The sequence below is a fragment of the Hymenobacter sp. HSC-4F20 genome (genome assembly GCF_019599275.1).
In the GTDB taxonomy this organism is placed as follows: Bacteria; Bacteroidota; Bacteroidia; order Cytophagales; family Hymenobacteraceae; genus Hymenobacter.
In genome coordinates, this window is sequence record NZ_JAHZTD010000005.1 from 55,105 (window position 1) to 74,690 (window position 19,586).

Here is a 19,586-nt window from a genome sequence, read left to right on the forward strand (position 1 = left end):
GTTTGGGGAGGCCCTTTTTTGTTAGGCCAGTTAACGCCCGCCAAACAGCCGCCGGAAGAAGCCGCCGCGCCGCTTGGGCTTGGTTTTGACTTTTACCTTGGTAGGCGTGCTAACGGTAGTAGGTGGTCGTGGGGTAGCTGGCCGGGGTGTGGGGCGCACGGGTGGCGCAGTGGGCTGGGTGGTGGCCGGGGACGGGGTAGCAACGGGCGGGGTTCCCGGCGCGGGCGGCGCGGCCTGGGCTACCACTACCTCGGCGGCGCGGCCGGTAGTGCGTACGGAAATCGGCCGGCTCTCATTGTGCAGCCTGTCGAAGGCGGTAAGGTAGTAGGCGTAGCCGCGGCCGGCGCGGGCCGTGGTGTCCGTGAACGTGAGGGGGCGGCCGGGCTGGGGCCGGACGAGGGCCAGCAGGTTGCGTGGGTCGTCGGGGGTAGGCGTCTGGTCGTCGGCGAAGCGGTAGAGGGCGTAGTAGGCAGCCTCGTCGCCATCAGCGGCGGCGGGGCCGGGCTGCCAGCTCAGGCGGGTGGCGGCGGCCCCGGTTGCCGCGGTCAGGTTCTGGGCCGGGCGCGGGGGCACGGCATCCAGCCAGGGCATGGTGGGCACCAGCGCGGGGTAGTGAAACTCGTGCTGCCGCAGGGAGTCGGTGGTGTTCAGCACGTTCGCCATCAACGACTTCGAGCTGAAGAATACGCTACCCCCTACTTCCGTCGGGAAGGTGCGGTTCAGGCGCACCTGCCGGGGCAGCTCGCGCGGGTTGCGCCACACCGTATCCGACTTTGTGCTTTCCGACATGCGGTAGGCCCCGTGCCCGATGTAGAGGTGGCGGCCGTTGCTGTTGCGGGCCCACCACTCCACCAGCACCGGGTACTGCGCTACCTTAAAACCGGTGCTCCAGTACAGCTGGGGCAGCACGTAGTCTACCCAGCCCTGGCGCAGCCACTCCAGGGCGTCGGCGTACAGGCCGTCGTAGCCCTGGAAGGCTTTGGTGGCCGAGCCGTTGGGGTCAGAGGTTTGGTTACGCCACACGCCGAAGGGCGAGATGCCGAACTTCACCCAGCGCTTGGTGTGCTGAATAGTATCGTGCAGGTCCCGAATCAGCGTGTTCACGTTCTGCCGGCGCCAGTCGGCCAGCTTGAGGTTATCGGGGTTGAAGCGGGCGAAGGCGTCTTCGTCGTGAATGACCTGCCCGGCCTCGGGGTAGGGATAGAAGTAGTCGTCGAAGTGAACCCCATCAATGTCGTAGCGGCGCACCACGTCCAGGATTACCTCGCTGATGTAGTTGCGCACTTCGGGCAGGCCGGGGTTGTAGAGCAGCTTGCCCGAGTAGCGCAGAAACCACTCGGGATGTTTGCGGTAAGGGTGGTTGGAAGCCAGCCGCCGCGTCACGGTGTCCATGGTGGCGCGGTAGGGGTTAAACCAGGCGTGAAACTCCATGCCGCGGTTGTGGGCTTCCTCAATCAGGAAGGGCAATGGGTCGTAGAAGGGTGCGGGGGCCTTGCCCTGCTGCCCGGTCAGCCACTTGCTCCAGGGCTCCAGGTTGCTCTGGTAAAACGCATCGGAGGCGGGCCGCACCTGCACGAACACGGCATTGATGCCGCTGCGCTGGTGGTCATCGAGCATGCGGCGGTACTCGCGGCGCTGCTGCTCCGGGGTGAGGCCGCGGCTGCTGGGCCAGTCAATATTCTCCACGGTAGCAATCCAGACGCCCCGCAGCTCCCGCTTGGGCGGCACGTCGGCGGCCCGGGCAGCCGTCAGCCAGTGGATACTCAGAACAAAAACAAACAGAAAGCGGCCGGGGGCAAGTAATCGGAACATCACCACGAAGGTACGAACAGGGAGGTGGTGAAAGAGGGGGGCCGTGAAAGAGGCGGTGAGTTGGCTGTTCTCCCGGCATCAGCTGAGTAGGCAGCGCAACCAGAACATCAGACTTCCCCTCTCACTATTTTCTACTCTCCCAGCGCCTCGAAGGGCAGGTCTAGCAAATCGAACTCGTCCCAGCGGTGGTAATCAAAATGCCACCACTCGTGAGGGTAGTTGATAAAGCCCTGCCGTTTCATGGCGGCCAACAGGATGCTGCGGTTCAGGATGATGTGGCTGGGTAACCCGCTGTAGTTAACGTGGGCGGCGGGCGTCAGCTCGTCGAAGTCTGTGGGCAAAGGCAAGGTCCGGCCGGTGGCTTGCTCCACCAGGCCTACATCCACGGAGCAGCCGCGGTTGTGTTTGGAGCCGCGCCAGGGTGGGGCCGCGAAAGTTTCATTTTGCACGTGCTCATAGAAGCGCACCGTGGCACTGTAGGGGCGGTACGCATCGTAAACGCACAACCCCAGCCCCTGCCGGGCCAGCGCGTGCTGTACCCGCTGCAGGGCCTCCGCCACCGGCCGCCGCAGATAGGCCCGGGGCAACGGGTAGAGGGCCTCGCCCAGCAGGTTGCGGGCAGTGGCGTAGCGGATGTCCAGCACTACATCCGGAATCAGCTCGGTAAGGTCCACCAGTTCCTGCTCCGCACGGGCGGCAACATACTGCTGATACTGCTCCACTGAGCTGATGAGGGGAAGCCCGAACGGGTTGGTTGACATGGGGACGCTTCGACCAGGACCGTAACTGGACTTGTACCGAAAGTAGCTCTTACGCTGATAAAAGCGCTACCGTTGCTTTACTCCACAGTACCAGCCGCCGAGCAGCGCCGAGCCTAGCAGCTCACTGCCGCCTCGTAGAATACCTGCCCCCAGCCGCCACCGGAAGGGTAGCCCCGCGAAGTCGTAGTCGTGCTGGTCGTCGTTAAGCCCCATCCTGGCTGACATAGACGCCGGTGCCAAGCAGAAACTCGACGGGGCGGACCTAACCGGTGAGGTAGGCGGTGTCGGGCAGGAAGCCGTAAGCTTGGCCAATCTTACTGTATAGCTCCACGCGGAAGGCCCGGAGCCTGCCGGGCCACCGGCCGGCAGAAAGAAACTTGCCCCAGGCATCGGGGTGCTGCGCCGCCAGGTAGCGCGGGGCGTGACTCTGCCGGGGTGGTGTAGGTAGCTACGCAGCAGGGCATAGTTGGCGGCGCAAGCCGATACCGGCGGCGGAGCAGCTCAGCTAACAACACGGGCCGGTACCGGGTAGCTTAGCTGGCTACCCGGTACCGGCCCGTGGACCGCAGAGCAAATGGTTAGTCTGCTGCAATCAAGCAGGCGGCGGGCTATTCCTGAGCCGACTGTTGAATGTCGGAACGGTCGGATTTGGTTTGGCCGCCGCCTTCCAAACCGTTGGTTTGGTCACTGTCGCCGTAGCCGCCCCGGATACCGGCGCCATCATCTTGCGAGAGTTCTTCCTGGGTAGTGGCGGGTTGTTTAGCGGTTTCGTGCGGGGCCGTGGTGTTGGGCTGGGGGGCTTGCCCGCCGTTCTGCGGGGAGTTGCCTGGCTCGTTTGCCATACTGATGGGAGCGTTAGGGTGGAATGAAAAGTTAGAGTTGGGGTACCTGGCCGGTTTCGCCGCCCGATACACCGGTGCCGGCGCTAATGGAGTTGCCGCCCACGTCGCCGTCCTGGGCGTTGCCGGGGGCGTCGTAGTTAGGAGCCCCAGACCGGACGCGGGTTCCGCTGATGGCTTGGCCGCCTTCGGTGCCGCCGCTGCCGGAGTTGTCATCGGCGTTCATGCCGGTATCCTGGCTGCCAGGAAAAATACGGCCTTCCGGCTGGCGGTCGTCCGAAACGGCGTCGGGGCGGTTAGGCAGCGTGCTGGCGTCCAGGGGTTCTTCGCGAGGAGTGCTCATGGCGGGTGGTTCTATTAGGATGAAGGATGCGGGCGAGTGGTGCCCGGCTCTGGCTATACGCAAGCCCTGGCCGGGGCGTTGAGCCCCGGCCGCTGGTAGTCCGGTGGCTTTTTCCCATTTTAGAGGGATTTTTCTGCTGCTATTCCTTTCCTTATCCGCGCATGGCTGCTGCATCTACCCCCGATTCGTTTCTGCAAAAAACCACCGATGAGCTGCTTTACCTGGTGCAGCACCCCGAGCTGTATCACCCTGCCCTAATCGCCGAAGCTGGGCGGGAACTACGGCGGCGCGGGGCCAGCCTACCCAATCCGTCCGCTCCGGAACCAGGGCCACCGCCGGTAGCTATTGAGGAGGAGCCGGCCCGGGCGGGAGCCAGCCGCTGGTGGCCAGCCGGAGTGCTAGCGGCGGCCGTGCTGGGGCTGGGCTGGTGGGGCCTGCGCTCCTCGTCGGCTCCGAGCACCACACCGGCCGCCAAAGTTGTTGCCCGGCCGGCCGCGCCCATTGTGCTGGAGGCGGTGAAAGCGGAGCGGCTACCCGATTTTGAGGCAGAGACGGCCGCTCAGGTGGCCGAGTTGCGCCGGCAGCTGCCCGCCTCCGAGCGCGCCGATACTACTGCCACCGGCCGCTACCTGCGTATGGCCCGGCGTTACTGGCTGGCCGAAAACGCAGCCGTTCACCTCACCAAGCAAGCTCGCACCAACGCCGCCACGGGTGTTTTTCCAGGTCAGGTTGACCTCGCGCTGGAACGCATTTCCTGGTTTATGCGCGCCAAAGCCTATAACCAGCACCTCACGCCCCTTATGGAGGCTCGTCTGACGCTTATGCAACAAGGCCTGGCGCTGCGCCGCAGCTCCTTGCAAAGCTTTAAGTCGCGCTACGAGGCAGAATTGACCATGATGGACCCCGGGGAGGAGCGCGTGAATGAGGAAGCTACGGGCTTTGCGGAAGAGCTGCGCGGCCGCTACCAGCGGAAAGAGCCTATTCGGGGCAATATCACAGACCTTTAGCCGGGTAGCCCGCAATCCTGTCAGGTGCTGGCGGGCTGGCAGGGTTTATGACGCCGGAGGGCAGCGGCCAAGCGCTTACGGTACGGGCCGCCGTCTTGCTTTTCGTACATGCCTGCCCCCGACCCCGCCGCGCTTTTCGCCCAGAAGACCGATGCTGAGCTGCTTTACCTGGCCCAGCACGCGCCCCACTATCCGGCGGCGGTGGGCCGGGCTGCCGTGCAGGAGCTGCAACGGCGCGGCCTGATTCCAACTGAGCTGCCCGCCCTACCTTCCACGCCAGCTCCGGCCCCCGAGCCGGAGCTTACCGCCGCCGGACTACTCTGGGGCACCCTTAAAGGAATTGCATGGCCTCGCCCGGGCTACCGTGTAACTCCCTTCCTGCTCGGGCTGAACGTGCTGGTGTACTTGGCCATGGCAGCGGCCGGCGTTAGCCTCTGGCACCCCAGCGGCGCCGACCTGATACGCTGGGGCTCGAACGTCACTTCTCTCACCCCCACCCAGCCCTGGCGCCTGCTCACCAGCTGCTTTCTGCACGGTGGGGTGGCGCATCTGGTTACCAACATGGCCTCGCTCCTATTTTTGGGGCTGCTCACGGAGCGGTTGGTGGGGGGGCGCCGGTTTTTGACGGGTTACCTGCTCAGTGGTCTGGGGGGCAGCCTGCTTAGCTGGTGGTGGCACACCCAGGGGCTAAACTCGGTGGGGGCCTCCGGCGCTATCTTTGGCCTCTACGGGCTACTGTTGTGTACGCTCGTCCGGCGGCCAGCCGCTTTTACCCGCTCCGAGCGCTACACCGTGCTGCTCTTCGTTCTGTATCTGGTAGCGGGTAGTCTGGCCACGGGCTTACAAACCCACACTACCGATAATGCCGCCCACCTGGGGGGGCTGCTGGTGGGTGCAACGTGGGGCCTGCTGGTGCGGCCGCACCGTTAGTTTTACGAAAGAAGCAGAATTATGCAACTCTTTTAACAAAATTGTGCCTCAGTAGTATTGATCTTACATAAACTGCTACTTTCCTTTCCAGTTACCTAATACTCTGTTTTGTATGAAACATCTGCTACGCTCTTTTTTCGCGGGAATAAGCCTGTTAGCGGCCACCTCGACGGCCCAGGCACAAACCCCCACGCCCGTTCCCAACGGTACGCTCGATACCTGGGTAGCCCGCAATGCGGCCCGGGAAATACCTCAGGGCTGGTTTACCACGGAGGATATTCTGGAGCCTTTGGTTGGGCAGCAGCTCCCCGCTATTGGCTTCGTAACCAAATCCACGACGGTGCACCAGGGCACATTTGCCGCCGAGCTGACCAGCATTGATATCGGCTCGGCTTCTCCCCTCGTACTGCCGGGCATTATTGGTACGGGCACCGATGGCGTAGCGGGCATTCCGTATACCTCCCGGCCCGCCCGGCTGCAGTTCTGGTACCGCCTCACCGGCGCCGATGCCAAAGCCGATTCGGCTTACGTGGGGGCTATCCTAGCTCGCAATGTTGGGGGCGAGTCTCAGGTAATTGGCACAAGCGAGGTCCTGCTTGCCCCCGCGGCGGTGTATACGCTGGTCAGCGAGCCTTTTGAGTACACCCCCCTGGGCCTGTCGCCGGACACGCTGCTGGTAGAAGCTCTTTCCGGTATTGCCGATGAGTTGCACGACGGCACCAAGCTGCTCATTGACGACATTCAGCTGACGGGCAGCATCACGGCCACCCGCAACCCCGCGGCCGAGGCTGCCCTGCAGATTTACCCCAACCCTAGCGCCACGGGCGAGTTTTCCCTGGCCTCTCTCACCGACGCGACTGTTTCGACGGCTCCCTTCACGGTTACCGACGTTACGGGCCGGGTAGTACTGCGCCAGGACAAAGCGCCGCTCAGCGCCGCCCGCGGCCGCCTGGTTGACTTGCGCGAGCAGCGCAGTGGCGTGTACCTACTCCAACTGAACACGCCCGATGGCATCCTGACTCGTAAACTGGTTATTCAGTAAACGCTACCGCTTATATCAGGCCCCGCCCCGGACTACTTTCGGGGCGGGGCTTTTTGTGCTGCGTACTGGCCGGTAGGTTTGGCCCGGGTGAAAGCTCACTCCACACCCTCCGGGCAGTCTTCTGGGCTTGGGGCCTCCCGAAGCTGCTGACAGGGCCGGGGCACCTTCGCCGGCAGCCATACGTTGGTAGTTTTCTACCTTGCCGCTTCATGGCTATGACTACCCCCGAGGATTCTTCTGCTCTTTCCGGTGCCCCACAGCCAACGTCTCGCTGGCGCCAGGCCGCGGCAGCCCTGGAGCGCGCCGCCCGGGTGCCCCTGGCTGGCGCCGACGCCCTGTACCGGCTGGGGCGGGAAAACCTGCACTTCACGCTGCCCGTCCTCAACGGGGCCTTCGGCGACCAGCTAGCGGCCCGCCACGACCGGCGCGCCATCCGGATGAGCTTCCGCCGCTACAAGGCCGATGTGCCCGTAGCCGACCTTCATGTAACCGCGGCACCCCCTGGAAAACCACGCAAAACAGTGGTGTTTCTGCACGGACTCATGGGCGACGAAATTATCTGGCAAACCGGCACGGGCTCGGAGGACATTCGCTTTGGGCCGCGGTTGCAGCGGGAGCTAGGCGTGCACTGCCTGTACGTGCGGTACAACTCCGGCCTGCACATCTCCGAAAATGGCCGCCTGCTCCACCAGTTGCTAACCGATTTGGTCCAGACGTTTCCGGCCGCCGTGGGCGAGCTAGTGCTGGTAGGCCACAGCATGGGCGGGCTGGTGATTCGCTCGGCGGGCTACTATGCCGGGCAGGAAGCCACGAAAGCCGCAACTCCTACCCCCGTAACGGCAGGCAACTCTTCCTCCGAAACCTCCGCCTGGCTTCCTCGCCTGCGCGACGTGTTTCTGCTGGGCGTACCCAACGACGGCTCGTTTCTGGAGCAGAACAGCCACCTCACCTCCCTGATTCTGCGCAAAATCAACCTGTGGCCTACCCGCGCCATCAGCGGGCTGATTGACAAGCGCAGCAACGGTATCAAGGATTTGCGCTTGGCCCGGCTGGTGGACGAAGACTGGCAGAACGAGCACGCCGACGACCTGTTTCCGCCCCGGACGGTAGTGCCGCCCTTGCCGGGAGTGCGCTACCATGTGCTGGTGGGCTCTCTGCTGAAAACTGCCAGCTCGGTCCTGCATGAGTACTTCGGCGACGGGTTGGTGGGCGGTGGCAGTGCCCGGGGCCGCATCTTCCAGGACCCCGCCTCCCCGCCCGACCTGCTTATTACTACCCAGGTGTACTCCCAGCTGCACCACGGCACCCTGCTCAGCAGCCCCGAGGTGTACCAGTACCTGCGCGAGCGGGTGGCCGAATAACCTGCTTTTTGTGCGCGGCGTACTGCCTGCGTAGCCTTACCCGACCTTCGTGTGACGCAGCCTCTCCTTATTCGCCGCATTGTTGAGGAAATTCCGGAAGTGAAAACCTTCTGGCTGGAGCCCAGCCGGCCCCTACCCTACCAGGCCGGCCAATACCTCACTTTGCTGCAGCCTCGCTACCCCGAGCTGCGGCGCTCCTATTCCATGTCCTCTACCCCCGGCCTTGACGCCGGACTGGCCATTACCGTGCGGCGGGTGGCCAACGGCTTGTTTTCGCGGTGGCTGATTGACGAAGCGCAGGTAGGCGACGAGCTGCTGACGACCGGCGCCGGGGGCCTGTTTACGCTGCCCGACCCTAACCAGCTCCCCTACGAGCAGGTACTACTGTTTGCGGCCGGCAGCGGCATTACGCCAGTGTACTCTCTCCTGAAGGAAGTGCTTTACCATCAGCCTACGGTGCGGGTGCTGTTGGTGTATAGCAACCGCACGGTGGCCGCAACCATCTTTGGGACCGAGCTGCGCCAGCTGGCCGCGCAGTTTCCGGGCCGCTTTGCGCTGGAGCTGCTCTACAGCGACCATCCGAACCTGGCCCGTGCCCGGCTCTACAAAGACCTGCTGGTGCAGCTCGTGCGCCAGCACGCCACTACTACCCCCGACCGGATGCTGGCCTTTAGCTGCGGCCCCGGCGAGTACATGCGCATGTGTGGCTACGGCCTGCACGCCGCCGGCCTGCCCCCTACACGAATCCGGCGCGAGAATTTCGTGCTGCCCCCGCCCCTCAAGCGCGCCCTACCACCCGATACCGCCACCCACCGCGTCGTTATTGAAACGCCGCACCAGACCCACACGGTGGTGGTTTCCTACCCCGATACTATTCTGAAAGCTGCGCGCGCTCAAGGCGTACTGCTGCCGTATAGCTGCGAGGCGGGCGTGTGCGGTAGCTGCACCATGCGCTGCCTGGAGGGCCAGGTGTGGCATTCCTACAACGAAGTCCTGACTGATCGGGACTTGGCCCACGGCCTCTGCCTTACCTGCACCGGTCACCCCGTAGGCGGCGACGTACGGCTGACTTTCTGAGCTGCCTGCAAAACGTGTCATCCTGAGCCGGGCGAAAGACCTTTACCGAAGACAGCTAACTGACTACCACTGGTAAAGATCCTTCGCCTGGCTCAGGATGACAGGAAAATTCAAAAGAGCACTACCCCACCACCAGCTCCGTAAACCCGGCACTAATTGCCACACCGGGAAGCGTGAGGCCGGTTTCCGTGGTTACGTCGGTGGCGGCGGCGGGCTGGCCGTCAGTGCTGAAGGCGGTAGCCGGGAAAGGCAGGCCGTGCAGCACCACGCGGTAGGTAGTCCAGGTGGGCTGGAAGTCGCCTTCGATGTGCTGTTGAAGCAATAGTCCTTGATCGGAGCCGGTTACGGTAAAGCGGCGCGTGGTGCTCTGGCCCTGCTGGTAGCCGTAGCCTTCGCCTCCGTCTTCGTATAGCACGCTGGCTTCGGTGCCCTTCTTGTAGTACACGTGCAGGGTAATTTCCTCCACGGTTTTCTCGCCTACGTACTGCATCAGGGGGTACATGGGCACCACAGCCCCGGCCTTGATGAACAGCGGAATCCGGGTAAGGTCGGCGGAGGCCCATACTTCGGCACCGCCGGCTTTGGCCTCATCGGTCCAGTAGTAGAACCAGTCGCCGCGGGGTAGGTACATCCAGCGGCCATCGGCGCCAGGCGTAGTGATGGGGCACACCAGCAGATGGTCGCCGAGGCTGAACTCGGCCATGCGCAGGTAGGTATCGGTATCGGTCTGGTCGAGGAAAGCCAGGGGGCGCAGCATGGGCGTGCCGGCTTGGGCATACTGCCAGAACGTGGTGTACATGTAGGGCAGCAGGCGGTAGCGCAGCTCAATAAAGCTGCGGGCTATGGCCATAAAGTCTTCCCCGAACGACCAGGGCTCCTGGTCGCCGTGGTCGCCGGAGCTGTGGGTGCGGAAGAACGGGTGGAACGCGCCCAGGGCCACCCAGCGCACGTACAGCTCGCCGTCGGGCGTGTCGATAAAGCCCCCAATATCGGAGCCGATAAAGCTGAACCCCGAAATGCTCAGGCGCTGGCACTGAATGTTGGCCAGCCACAGGTGCTCCCAGGAGGCAATGTTGTCGCCGGTCCAGCCGGAGGAGTAGCGCTGCCCGCCCGCGTAGGTGCTGCGGGTAATGGTGAAGGGCCGGTTGGGGTAGCTGAACTGCTTGACGCCGGCTGCCGTGGCGCGCGCCATCTGCATGCCGTAGATGTTGTGCGCCTTGCGGTGGGAGCCGGCGTGGCCTTCGTAGTGGAAGCGCACGTCATCCGGGAAGGTGCCCTTCTCGAACACGGCGGGCTCGTTCATATCGTTCCAGACGCCCTTTACGCCGGTTTCCTGAATTAGCCCTTTAAAGAGGCCGGCCCACCACTCGCGCACCTCGGGGCGGGTATAGTCGGGGAAGTTGCAGAGGCCGGGCCACACCGAGCCCTTCATCAGGGGGCCATCGGCGCGGCGGCAGAAGTAGTCGTTTTTCAGGCCCTCCTGGTACACCGGGTAGTCGGGGTCAATCTTGATGCCGGGGTCAATGATGACGATGGTTTTGAAGCCATCTTCGGCCAGCTCCTGCACCATGCGCTTGGGGTCGGGGAAGTGGGTAGGGCTCCAGGTAAAGCATCGGTACCCATCCATGTAGTCGATGTCGAGGTAGAGCGCGTCGCAGGGGATTTTCCGCTCGCGGAAGCCCTGGGCAATGGCTTTGAACTGGCTTTCGGGAAAGTAGCTCCACTTGCACTGGTGGTAGCCCAGGGCCCAGAGGGGGGGCAGCTCGGGCGGGGCCGTCAGGCGGGTGTACTCCTGGGTTACTTCCAGCAAGGAGGGGCCGTAGATGAAATAGTAGTTCATCTCGCCGCCCTGGGCCCAGAACGAGGCTACGTCGGCGCGCTCCGCCGCAAAATCGAAACTCGCCTTAAACGTGTTGTCGAAGAAGATGCCGTGGGCCGTTTTCTGGTGCAGGGCCAGGAAAAACGGAATGTTCTTGTAGAGCGGATCAGAACCCTTCTGGTAGCCGTAGGTATCAGTGCCCCAGTTGGTGAACTGGCGGCCGCGCAGGTTCATGTTGTCGGGCTTGTCGCCGAGGCCGTAGTAGTGGGCACCGCTTTGCACCAGCTTGCTCATCTTCACGATGTCGTTGCCGGTTTCGTACTCGTACTCCCAGTGGAAGCCCTTCTCATCTTCGCTCAGCACCAGGCCCGAGCGGTTGAGGACGCGGGTGCGCAGGTTTTCCTTGTCGACGACGCAAATCAGGCGGTCGGTGGTGATGCGGTAATGGTCGGGCTTTTCGCGGAACTCCAGAAACTCCAGCTCCTGGCGCGTGGGCACGCCCTCGGGGAAAGCGTAGCTGAAATCAGTGGGGAAACCCGCTTCGGTGGCGTAGCGAAAGCGCAGTACTTTATCCGTGATGACCTGCAAACAAAGCTGCACGTCATTATCGCAACGAAAAATAAAATCAGTGCCTTGCCGCTCGCTGTGCACCACCCGGCCGGGGTAGAATTCCTGCCTGGATCGGGCGGCCAGGTCATTGACCATGTAATTGTTTTCCTGAATATTGTCGGCCATGCTGGTAAATTTCGAGGGAGAGGAGGCAATATAACCCCAGACGCAACGGTCGGACGCTACACAGCCGGCAAAGGTAAAAATGTTCCGGGCCACCGTAGGCCGTACTCAGCTGTAGTTTTCCGGCGGCCCGCTATAAAAGCACCATGGGTAGCTTTTTTCTCTACCTTGCCATACCTCGTCATGCCCGCCGCTCATTTATTCTGTTTATGATTTCCGCCCCGTTTTCCGTGTTATTGCTTGGTTGGGATGAGGCACCCCAAGCCGGCGGGCCCTCTTTGCCCGGTGTACGCTCCTTGGTGCAGGCTCTGGCAGCACGCACGCCCCTCTCAGTGATAGTGCCCCGCCTACCTGAGCCCCCCTTCACTACCCCCGCCTCTACCCGCATTACCAGTCTGGCTAACCTGACGCGGGCCGAGGCCCAAGCCCCCCGCCCGCGCCCCGACCAGCGGCCCGGCGCCTGGCAGCGGCCGGCGGCGCCCTACCTCGGAGCCTCGGCTCTCGCGGAAGCAGCGGGGCCAACTTCCTACCTGGCGGCTTCCGATGGTACCTGGCAGACACCGGCTGCTCCTTACCTGGGTGCTACCCCCGCCCCTGCCTTGAACGCTGCCTCTTCTCAAGTGGAGGGTACGTCTATTGCGGTGTTGCCCGATGGCCGCCCTGCCGCCGAGGCTTTTGCTACCCCTGCGGCAGCCGCAGACCCTACCCCGCTTACCAAGCTTTCACCGGCTGAGCTACTGCTCAATGAGGATGACTTTGCGGGAGAAGCCGCTGAGCCCGATGCCACGGAAGCGGCCGACCTAAGCCAGCCCGCCAATGACCTGGCACCCGAAGCCGAGGCTCACCCCGTCGCCCCGCCGCAACTGGCCACCCTCCCCGATGCCCTGGTTGCCCTCGGCAATACCCAAACGTCGGATGCCGACCTTAATTTTCAGGTGATTCAGTACGCGCGCTTTGCTACCCGCCGGGCCCTGCTGGAAGAATTCTCGGTGGTGTATGCCATCGACTGGACGACGTGGCTGGCGGCCATGGAAATCCGGCAGCAAACCGGCCGGCCGCTGGTGCTGCACGTGCACAGCCTGGCCCAGGACCGCACCACCCACGCCGACCGTGGCTGGGCGCTGGCCCTGGAGCGCCTGGCCCTGCGCCGCGCCGACGTAGTGCTGGCCGCCACCGAGCAGGTAGCCGAGCTGCTGCTGAGCCGCTACTCCTACCTGGCCCCACGCCTGCAAGTGCTGGACCCCACCGACACCGAAACCCTACATACTACCCTGCGCCAACTGGGCAACGGCTTACCCGTGCGCCAACTGCCCGCGCCTTTTTTTCCGCCTACTGCATGAGTACTGAAACCCCTCTTCGCCACGAATTTGATGCCCCCCTGGAAATGGACGGGGCCGACAGCGGCGTGTTCCTGGTAGTTCCTTTCAGCGTACCCGAGGTGTACGGCACCAAAGGCCCGCTGCCCGTGCGCGGCACCGTAGACGGCTTCCCTATCCGGCTGAACCTGGTGCCCATGGGCGACGGCCAGCACATGATCAGCATCCGCAAGGAAGTGCGCAACGCCATCAACAAAACCTGGACCGACACGGTGCACGTGGTGCTGGAGCGCGACACCGATTCCAGCGGCATTGAGCTACCCGACGACCTGAAGTACGCCCTGGAACGGGCCGGCCTGCAAGTAAATTTTGATGCCCTCCCCTACACCCAGCGCAAAGAGCTGGCCCAACGGGTAGCTCGCACCAAAAAGCCCGAAGCCCGCGCCCAACGCATTGAAGACGCCCTGGGACAAGCTCAGTCCGGCCGCAAAACCAAGCACTAACCCTTACTGCTCTTCCATGAAAACGCTAGTGGCTTCTTTCCTGCTCAGGAAAGAAGCCACTAGCGTTTTCAGCTTATCCGGCACAAATAGCTACACCCTGCCCAGCACCAGCACCGTGCGGCTCGTGACGTAGAGGCTGAGCCGGTGCACGCCGTCTTCCTCAAAGGTTTCGTAGGTGTAGTTATTGTCGATGCGGGTGAAGCCGCCGAACTCGGCATCGTCGGAGTTGAGCAGGATGCGGTAGCGGCCGGCGTGGGGCACGTAGAAGCGGTAGTCGGGCACGCTCCGGTCGACGTGGAAGCTGAACACGAAAATCAGACCGCCCCGCTCGAAGATGAGGACCTGGTTGTGGGAGTCAATGTTCAGCTCCCGGGCAGGGGTAGCGGCCAGCAGGCGCGTGGTTTTCGCCAGCTTAATCATCGACTTATCGAACTGCAGCAGAAACTGGTACTTCAGGTCGGGGTTGTCGGCCAGGCTCCACTGGCGGCGGGCGAAGTGGTGGCTCCAGTTGTTACCCTGCCGCGGAAAGTCCACCCACTCCGGGTGGCCGAACTCATTGCCGATAAAATTGAGGTAGGCTTCGCCGCCCAAACTCAGGGTAGCCAGCCGAATGAGCTTGTGCAGGGCAATGCCCCGGGCCGCAACGGGGTCGGGGTCATCTTTGTGCATGTGCTCATAAATGGCCTTGTCCAGCAGCCAGTGGGCCAGGGTTTTGTCGCCTACCAGGGCCTGGTCGTGGCTTTCGGCGTAGGCGACGGTCTTTTCGCCTAGCCGACGGTTGGTGAGCGTGTACCACAGGTCGTGCAGGTTCCAGTCTTCGTCGCGGGTGTGTTTGAGCAGCTTAATCCAGTAGTCCGGGATGCCCATGCCCAGGCGAAAATCGAAACCCATGCCGCCTTCCTCAATGGGCCGGCACAGGCCGGGCATGCCGCTCATGTCTTCGGCAATCAGTAGGGCGCTGCGCTTCACCTCCCGCACGAGGGTAGTAGCCAGCTGCAGGTACAGAATGGCGTCGTCGTCGGCCTCGGGCCCGAAATACCGGTCGTAGGAGCCAAACGCTACCCCCTCGCCGTGATGGAGGTAGAGCATGGAGGTGATGCCATCGAAACGGAAGCCGTCGAAGTGAAACTCTTCCAGCCAGTAGCGCAGGTTGCTGAGCAGAAACTGCTGCACTTCGGGTTTGCCGTAGTTGAAGAGCTTGGAATCCCAGCCCGGATGGTCGCCACGCGCGCCTTCGTGGAAATACTGGTGGCCGGAGCCGTCGAAGTTGGCCAGGCCCTCGGCTTCGTTTTTTACGGCGTGGGAGTGCACCACGTCCAGCAAAACGGCAATGCCGCGGTTGTGGGCCTCGTTGATGAGGTGCTTGAGTTCCTCAGGCGTGCCGAAGCGCGAGGATACGGCGAAGAAATTGGCCACATGGTAGCCGAAAGAGCCATAGTACGGGTGCTCCATCACGGCCATCAGCTGCAGGCAGTTGTAGCCTTCCTGCTGAATGCGGGGCAGGACTTGCTCGGCAAACTCGAGGTAGGAGCCTACCTTGGCTTCTTCGAGGGCCATGCCTACGTGCGCCTCATAGATAAACGGCTCCCGCACGAAATTCGGGACCCGAAATTTCTGATCGGTCCAGACGAAGGGCGTTTCCGGCTTCCAGACCTGCCCGGCAAAATCCTTGGTTTCGGGGTTCTGCACGGCCCGGCGCAACATGGCGGGCAAACGGTCTTTACCCCCCTCGCGGGTTACGACGTGCACTTTGTAAAGCGAATGATGGGTTAGGCGGTCTTGGTACTCTTTATCGGCCAGAAACACCTCCCACACGCCATTCTTACCGCGCGTAAGGGGGGTAGCCTGCCGGTCCCAACCATTGAAGTCACCAACCAAATACACTGCTTCGGCAGCCGGGGCCCACTCGCGGAACCAGTAGCCGCGGCGGCGCCCATCGTAGTTGAGGCCAAGGTGCTGGTGGGCTTGCGCAAACCGGCTCAGAGAGCCACACTCGGCCACAATGTCGCTGAGGCGCTGGGCCAGACGCTGTTGGCGCCGGAGCAGCACCGGCTCGTAGGGCATCAGCCAGGGGTCTTGCTGCACCAGCAGGAGCGTTGGTTCGGCGGTGTCGGCGGCGGTAAGCAGGTCTGGAGTCATAGCGCAAAACGGAAAGTCGGTCGGGCCCAAAGCTACAGGATTCGTCGAAGTCTTAGTAGGACGATGAGTTGCAGGCTGAGTACGGCACAAGAATATCGGACAGTACAGGTCTTTCCTCCAGACTCAGATTGCTGGGGGCGCTACGTGCAACCGGGTATGCTACCTTTACTCTATGAAACGGTTCTTTTACCCGCTGGCCCTGGCCGGACTGCTCGCCTGCTCCACTACCCAAAACACTACCGCCCCGGCCGCTTCGGCCGCGCTGGCTACGCCCGTACCGGCCGCTACCCCCGTGGTAACCGATAAGGTGATGGTGGTATCGGCGCACCCCGAGGCCACGCGGGTAGGCGTAGAAATCCTGCGTAAAGGCGGTAATGCGTATGATGCGGCCGTGGCCGTGCAGTTTGCGCTGGCCGTGGTATTTCCGGTGGCGGGCAACATTGGGGGTGGCGGCTTCCTGCTGTACCGCGGCGCCGATGGGAGCGAAGGCGCCCTCGATTTCCGCGAAACCGCTCCCGCCGCCGCTACCCGCGACATGTACTTGGATAAGCAGGGCAACGTAATTCCGGACCTCAGCACCTTGGGCCACCTGGCCGCTGGCGTACCAGGCACCGTAGCGGGCATGGCCGAGCTGCACAAAAAGCTGGGTAAGCTCCCCTGGAAAGACGTAGTGCAACCGGCCGTAGACCTGGCCGCCAAGGGGGTAGTACTGACGGAAAAAGAAGCTGCTGGCCTGAACCGCACACGCGACACCTTCCTGAAGGTGAATCAAAGTGCTGCCCTCATTCGCACGCAGGGTGAATGGAAAGCCAACGAAACCTTCGTGCAACCAGAGCTGGCCCGCACGCTGGAGCGCGTCCGGGACCAGGGCCGCGCTGGTTTTTACGAAGGCGAAACGGCCAGCTTCATTGTGGCTGAAATGCAGCGCGGCAAGGGCATCATCAGCAAGCAGGACCTGCTGAATTACCAGCCCAAGTGGCGCACGCCCCTGCACGGTACGTACCGGGGCTATGAGGTACTCACGTTTCCGCCGCCCAGCTCCGGCGGGGTAGCGCTGCTGCAAATGCTGCAGATGCTGGAACCGTACAACCTGGGCAAAGCCGGCTGGCACTCGCCCCAGGCCACGCACTGGATTACCGAAGCCCAGCGCCGCGTGTACGCCGACCGTGCTACCTACCTCGGCGACCCGGACTTCGGGCGGGTACCGGTGGCCCAGCTACTGGAAAAGCCTTACAACCAGCAGCGCATGGCCTCTACCCTACCCTACCGGGCCACGCCCAGCGCCCAGGTAACGGCCGGCGCGGGCCTGCCCGCCTACGAATCGGACCAGACGACGCATTACAACATTGTGGACGCGCAGGGCAACGCCGTGAGCTGCACCACTACCCTTAACGGGGCCTACGGCAGCAAGGTGGTGGTAGCCGGGGCCGGTTTCCTGCTCAACAATGAGATGGATGATTTCAGCAGCAAGCCCGGTACGCCCAACGCCTACGGGCTGGTAGGGGGCGCAGCCAACGCCATTGCTCCGGGCAAGCGCATGCTGTCCTCCATGACGCCCACCATCCTGAGCAAGAATAAAAAGCTGGCCTTGGTAGTCGGCACGCCCGGGGGCAGCACCATCATTACCAGCGTTATGCAGGCTATTCTCAACACTCTGGATTATGGCATGAATGCCCAGCAAGCCGTAGCTGCTCCGCGGCTGCATCACCAGTGGCTTCCCGACCAGATTGACGTGGAAGAAGGCGCGCTGCTTCCCGTAGCGAAAGACACGCTGCAAGCGCGTGGCTACCGCCTGAACCCGCGCGCCCCTTGGGGCCGGGTAGAGGTAATTCGGGTGCTACCGGGCGGCAAGCTGGAAGGCGGCGCCGACCCCCGCGGCGACGACGCAGCGGCCGGGTATTAAACAGGTGCTACTACCAAACGCCCCTCCTATATCCAAAGAGGGGCGTTTGGTAGTAGCTTAGTTTGAAAGCTGCCTTACTGGGCTTGCTCTGCGTCGCGGGTGGTTTGCAGGTTGCGGGCCACGTCGGTGAGCTGCTTGGAGAGCTGGTCCAGGGACTCGATAAAGCGGGGGTTGGCATCATCCACGAAGCTGTTGATGTGCTCGGCCAGGGTTTGCAGCACGTCGCTGATGGGGTTTGGGTCAGTGCCGGCAAGAAAGCCCTTGAGCTTCACCAGGTCAGCGGCAATGGTGGCATGAGCGGTTTCGCCAGAAGCGCGCAGCATCTGAATCCAGCCGTCGATGTTTTCAGTGGCCCGGGCGAGCACCTGGGTTACATCTTCACTACGAAGGATGCGGAGCGTAGCCTCCAACTGGTCGGCGCTGGCAGAATGGGATACAGACATGGGGTAGGAAGTAAGGTGAAACAACAGGAATCTTCTTGTTTACTATCCCCTTACGTTGCGGGTTGGCCGCATAGTCCGTACAAGATTTGGCTTGCGGCTCAGCTTCGGGGCCTGCGCCACTGCCTTTCCAACAGCTGTTTATACGGGCAGTAGCATTCTTTCTGCCTACAACTACTACCTCACGGAAGCGGCCTACCCTCTACGGAAGAGTAGGCCGCTTTCGTGAGGTAGGCGGAAGTTTCCGGTAAAGATGGCCCCGGCCCTAGAGGGTGGCCGCAGCGTTTTGCAGGGCCTGGCTTAGCTGCTGCAGCTTGGGCTGCGATTCTGGGTCGGCGCTGGTAGCAGCCTGGGTAGTTAGCGTAGCAAGATTTTGCAGAATCTGCTTTACCTGCGGGCCATTGGGCTCGCCGTGGCCGATGGCATTGTACAGGTTTTGCAGCTCCTCAATGAGCGGAGCAAACCGGTCGCCTTCCACCGTCTGGAGCATGTGCATCCAGCGGTATAAATTGTCGCCGGCTGCGGGCCGCAGGTGAGGCAGTTGGTCGTGCTGTAGGGCGTGCAAGGTGGCTTCGAGGTGGGGCTGGCTGCCAGCCAGCACAGAGCCGGGCGCGTGGCCGTGGTCGGAGGGGGTAGTACTCATATGGGAAAGAGACAAGTCAGAAAGTAAAAAAGATGTCGCCAACGGGTGCAAACACTTTCGCCTGGGTGCTCAAAAAACAGCCTCGCCCAGAGAAGGCAAGGCTGCAGGGAAGCACGGCAGGAAAGCGGAAGGGCTAGGAAAGTTTCAGGTTGCCGGCGGCCGTAATCAGTACCTGGCCCAGGTGGCGCAGATGGTCGCCTACCCCATCGTGCATGTCGCGGGCAATCAGGGAGGTTTGCTGGCCCAGCAGCTGCAGGGAGTTGGCCATGGCGGGGCGGTCGTCGCGCTCTACGAAGGTGCGCAGGTTGCGCAGCTCGGTTTGCAGCCCGGTAAGGGCCGAGCCGCCGAGGCTGTCGAGGGCCTGAATCCAGCTGTCGATATGGCCCAGGCCGGCGTCTACGGGGTGGTTGCTGTGTTGCTCCAGGGCATGGTAAATGCCCTCAATGGTTTCTTCAATGCGGTCGGCGTGATTCATAACGCAGGAGGTTGGGAAGAATGAAGAGGTAGTAGAACTGTACGCCCGCTGCGGCTCAGGCGTTGCCTTCCCGGGCAAACTAGTGCTGCTGCCTGGCAGGTTCCGGCCCCGCCTGCAGGGTAGGCCAAGTGCCGGGCGTGCCTAAACCGTTGCCAGCCTTCTTCCCCTGCCTACTACGTAACGCCCGCAGCTTTCGAGACGGTTTCAACCGTTATTTTGCCTGCTTTCTGGCTCAGCGGCCGTATCCAGTAAGCAACTATGTAAGCCACGCCATCCGGCTGCTGGCAAACCAGACCAGGGAAATCAGCACCTGACCGTGCCCCTCGCCGTAGGGAAACAAGTGCTGCTCCTGGGTGGCTGGCCGGAAAGAGGAATAGCTCACGAGTAGTTACCCCTTTATAAAGCTTGCCGCTGTTCGGTTTCCTTTACTCCATCTCGTCACTT

General features: G+C 62.6%; 19 protein-coding genes. 8 read left to right on the forward strand and 11 right to left on the reverse strand.

Annotated elements, in window-relative coordinates; translation table 11 throughout:
* Positions 1 to 30 precede the first annotated feature (30 nt).
* The 5 genes from K3G63_RS20955 to K3G63_RS20975 form a co-directional block, all read right to left on the reverse strand.
* Positions 31 to 1,812: a glycoside hydrolase family 10 protein gene (locus K3G63_RS20955; RefSeq protein ID WP_220616098.1), complete on the reverse strand. Its 1,782-nt coding sequence runs from the start codon at positions 1,810 to 1,812 to the stop codon at positions 31 to 33.
* Positions 1,813 to 1,943: 131 nt separating this feature from the next.
* Entirely contained in the window at positions 1,944 to 2,573 is a 630-nt protein-coding gene (locus K3G63_RS20960; protein WP_220616099.1) for a M15 family metallopeptidase, read from the reverse strand.
* 66 nt (positions 2,574 to 2,639) lie between these two features.
* Positions 2,640 to 2,798, reverse strand: coding sequence for a hypothetical protein (locus K3G63_RS20965; RefSeq protein WP_220616100.1), 159 nt, complete (start codon positions 2,796 to 2,798; stop codon positions 2,640 to 2,642).
* A gap of 383 nt (positions 2,799 to 3,181) precedes the next feature.
* Positions 3,182 to 3,415, reverse strand: coding sequence for a hypothetical protein (locus K3G63_RS20970; protein ID WP_220616101.1), 234 nt, complete (start codon positions 3,413 to 3,415; stop codon positions 3,182 to 3,184).
* Between the two features lie 31 nt (positions 3,416 to 3,446).
* Entirely contained in the window at positions 3,447 to 3,755 is a 309-nt protein-coding gene (locus K3G63_RS20975) for a hypothetical protein (RefSeq protein WP_220616102.1), read from the reverse strand.
* 161 nt (positions 3,756 to 3,916) lie between these two features.
* Between K3G63_RS20975 and K3G63_RS20980 the strand changes: the two genes are divergently transcribed.
* The 5 genes from K3G63_RS20980 (at position 3,917) to K3G63_RS21000 (ending at position 9,172) form a co-directional block, all read left to right on the forward strand.
* Positions 3,917 to 4,762 (forward strand): hypothetical protein, encoded by an 846-nt coding sequence (locus tag K3G63_RS20980; RefSeq protein WP_220616103.1) that lies wholly within the window; start codon positions 3,917 to 3,919, stop codon positions 4,760 to 4,762.
* A 108-nt stretch (positions 4,763 to 4,870) separates the two neighbouring features.
* Complete coding sequence (locus tag K3G63_RS20985; RefSeq protein WP_220616104.1) at positions 4,871 to 5,692, forward strand: rhomboid family intramembrane serine protease; 822 nt, start codon at positions 4,871 to 4,873, stop codon at positions 5,690 to 5,692.
* 112 nt (positions 5,693 to 5,804) lie between these two features.
* Positions 5,805 to 6,734, forward strand: coding sequence for a T9SS type A sorting domain-containing protein (locus tag K3G63_RS20990; protein ID WP_220616105.1), 930 nt, complete (start codon positions 5,805 to 5,807; stop codon positions 6,732 to 6,734).
* Between the two features lie 209 nt (positions 6,735 to 6,943).
* A complete protein-coding gene (locus K3G63_RS20995; protein WP_220616106.1) occupies positions 6,944 to 8,095 on the forward strand; it encodes an alpha/beta fold hydrolase in 1,152 nt (383 codons plus the stop codon).
* A gap of 51 nt (positions 8,096 to 8,146) precedes the next feature.
* Positions 8,147 to 9,172, forward strand: coding sequence for a ferredoxin--NADP reductase (locus K3G63_RS21000; RefSeq protein WP_220616107.1), 1,026 nt, complete (start codon positions 8,147 to 8,149; stop codon positions 9,170 to 9,172).
* Positions 9,173 to 9,293: 121 nt separating this feature from the next.
* Here the strand turns inward: K3G63_RS21000 and K3G63_RS21005 are convergent, their stop codons facing one another.
* Positions 9,294 to 11,726, reverse strand: coding sequence for a TIM-barrel domain-containing protein (locus tag K3G63_RS21005; RefSeq protein WP_220616108.1), 2,433 nt, complete (start codon positions 11,724 to 11,726; stop codon positions 9,294 to 9,296).
* Between the two features lie 206 nt (positions 11,727 to 11,932).
* Between K3G63_RS21005 and K3G63_RS21010 the strand changes: the two genes are divergently transcribed.
* Together K3G63_RS21010 and K3G63_RS21015 are read left to right on the forward strand one after the other, a co-directional pair.
* Positions 11,933 to 13,063 carry a glycosyltransferase gene (locus K3G63_RS21010; RefSeq protein ID WP_220616109.1) on the forward strand — a complete coding sequence of 377 codons (1,131 nt, stop codon included), beginning with the start codon at positions 11,933 to 11,935 and terminating at the stop codon, positions 13,061 to 13,063.
* Positions 13,060 to 13,542, forward strand: coding sequence for a YdeI/OmpD-associated family protein (locus K3G63_RS21015; protein ID WP_220616110.1), 483 nt, complete (start codon positions 13,060 to 13,062; stop codon positions 13,540 to 13,542). The genes K3G63_RS21010 and K3G63_RS21015 overlap by 4 nt, the downstream gene beginning before the upstream one ends.
* 90 nt (positions 13,543 to 13,632) lie before the next feature.
* Here the strand turns inward: K3G63_RS21015 and K3G63_RS21020 are convergent, their stop codons facing one another.
* Positions 13,633 to 15,681 carry an alpha amylase C-terminal domain-containing protein gene (locus K3G63_RS21020; RefSeq protein ID WP_220616111.1) on the reverse strand — a complete coding sequence of 683 codons (2,049 nt, stop codon included), beginning with the start codon at positions 15,679 to 15,681 and terminating at the stop codon, positions 13,633 to 13,635.
* A 172-nt stretch (positions 15,682 to 15,853) separates the two neighbouring features.
* Between K3G63_RS21020 and ggt the strand changes: the two genes are divergently transcribed.
* Entirely contained in the window at positions 15,854 to 17,584 is a 1,731-nt protein-coding gene (gene ggt / locus K3G63_RS21025; protein WP_220616112.1) for a gamma-glutamyltransferase, read from the forward strand.
* Between the two features lie 74 nt (positions 17,585 to 17,658).
* Here the strand turns inward: ggt and K3G63_RS21030 are convergent, their stop codons facing one another.
* From K3G63_RS21030 to K3G63_RS22945, 4 genes are all read right to left on the reverse strand, one after another.
* The gene (locus K3G63_RS21030) at positions 17,659 to 18,027 is read right to left on the reverse strand and encodes a hypothetical protein (RefSeq protein ID WP_220616113.1); all 369 of its coding nucleotides are present in this window, start codon (positions 18,025 to 18,027) and stop codon (positions 17,659 to 17,661) included.
* A 262-nt stretch (positions 18,028 to 18,289) separates the two neighbouring features.
* Positions 18,290 to 18,667 carry a hypothetical protein gene (locus K3G63_RS21035; RefSeq protein ID WP_220616114.1) on the reverse strand — a complete coding sequence of 126 codons (378 nt, stop codon included), beginning with the start codon at positions 18,665 to 18,667 and terminating at the stop codon, positions 18,290 to 18,292.
* Positions 18,668 to 18,800: 133 nt separating this feature from the next.
* Positions 18,801 to 19,142, reverse strand: coding sequence for a hypothetical protein (locus K3G63_RS21040; protein WP_220616115.1), 342 nt, complete (start codon positions 19,140 to 19,142; stop codon positions 18,801 to 18,803).
* A 256-nt stretch (positions 19,143 to 19,398) separates the two neighbouring features.
* A complete protein-coding gene (locus K3G63_RS22945; RefSeq protein ID WP_259404620.1) occupies positions 19,399 to 19,524 on the reverse strand; it encodes a hypothetical protein in 126 nt (41 codons plus the stop codon).
* Positions 19,525 to 19,586 lie beyond the last annotated feature (62 nt).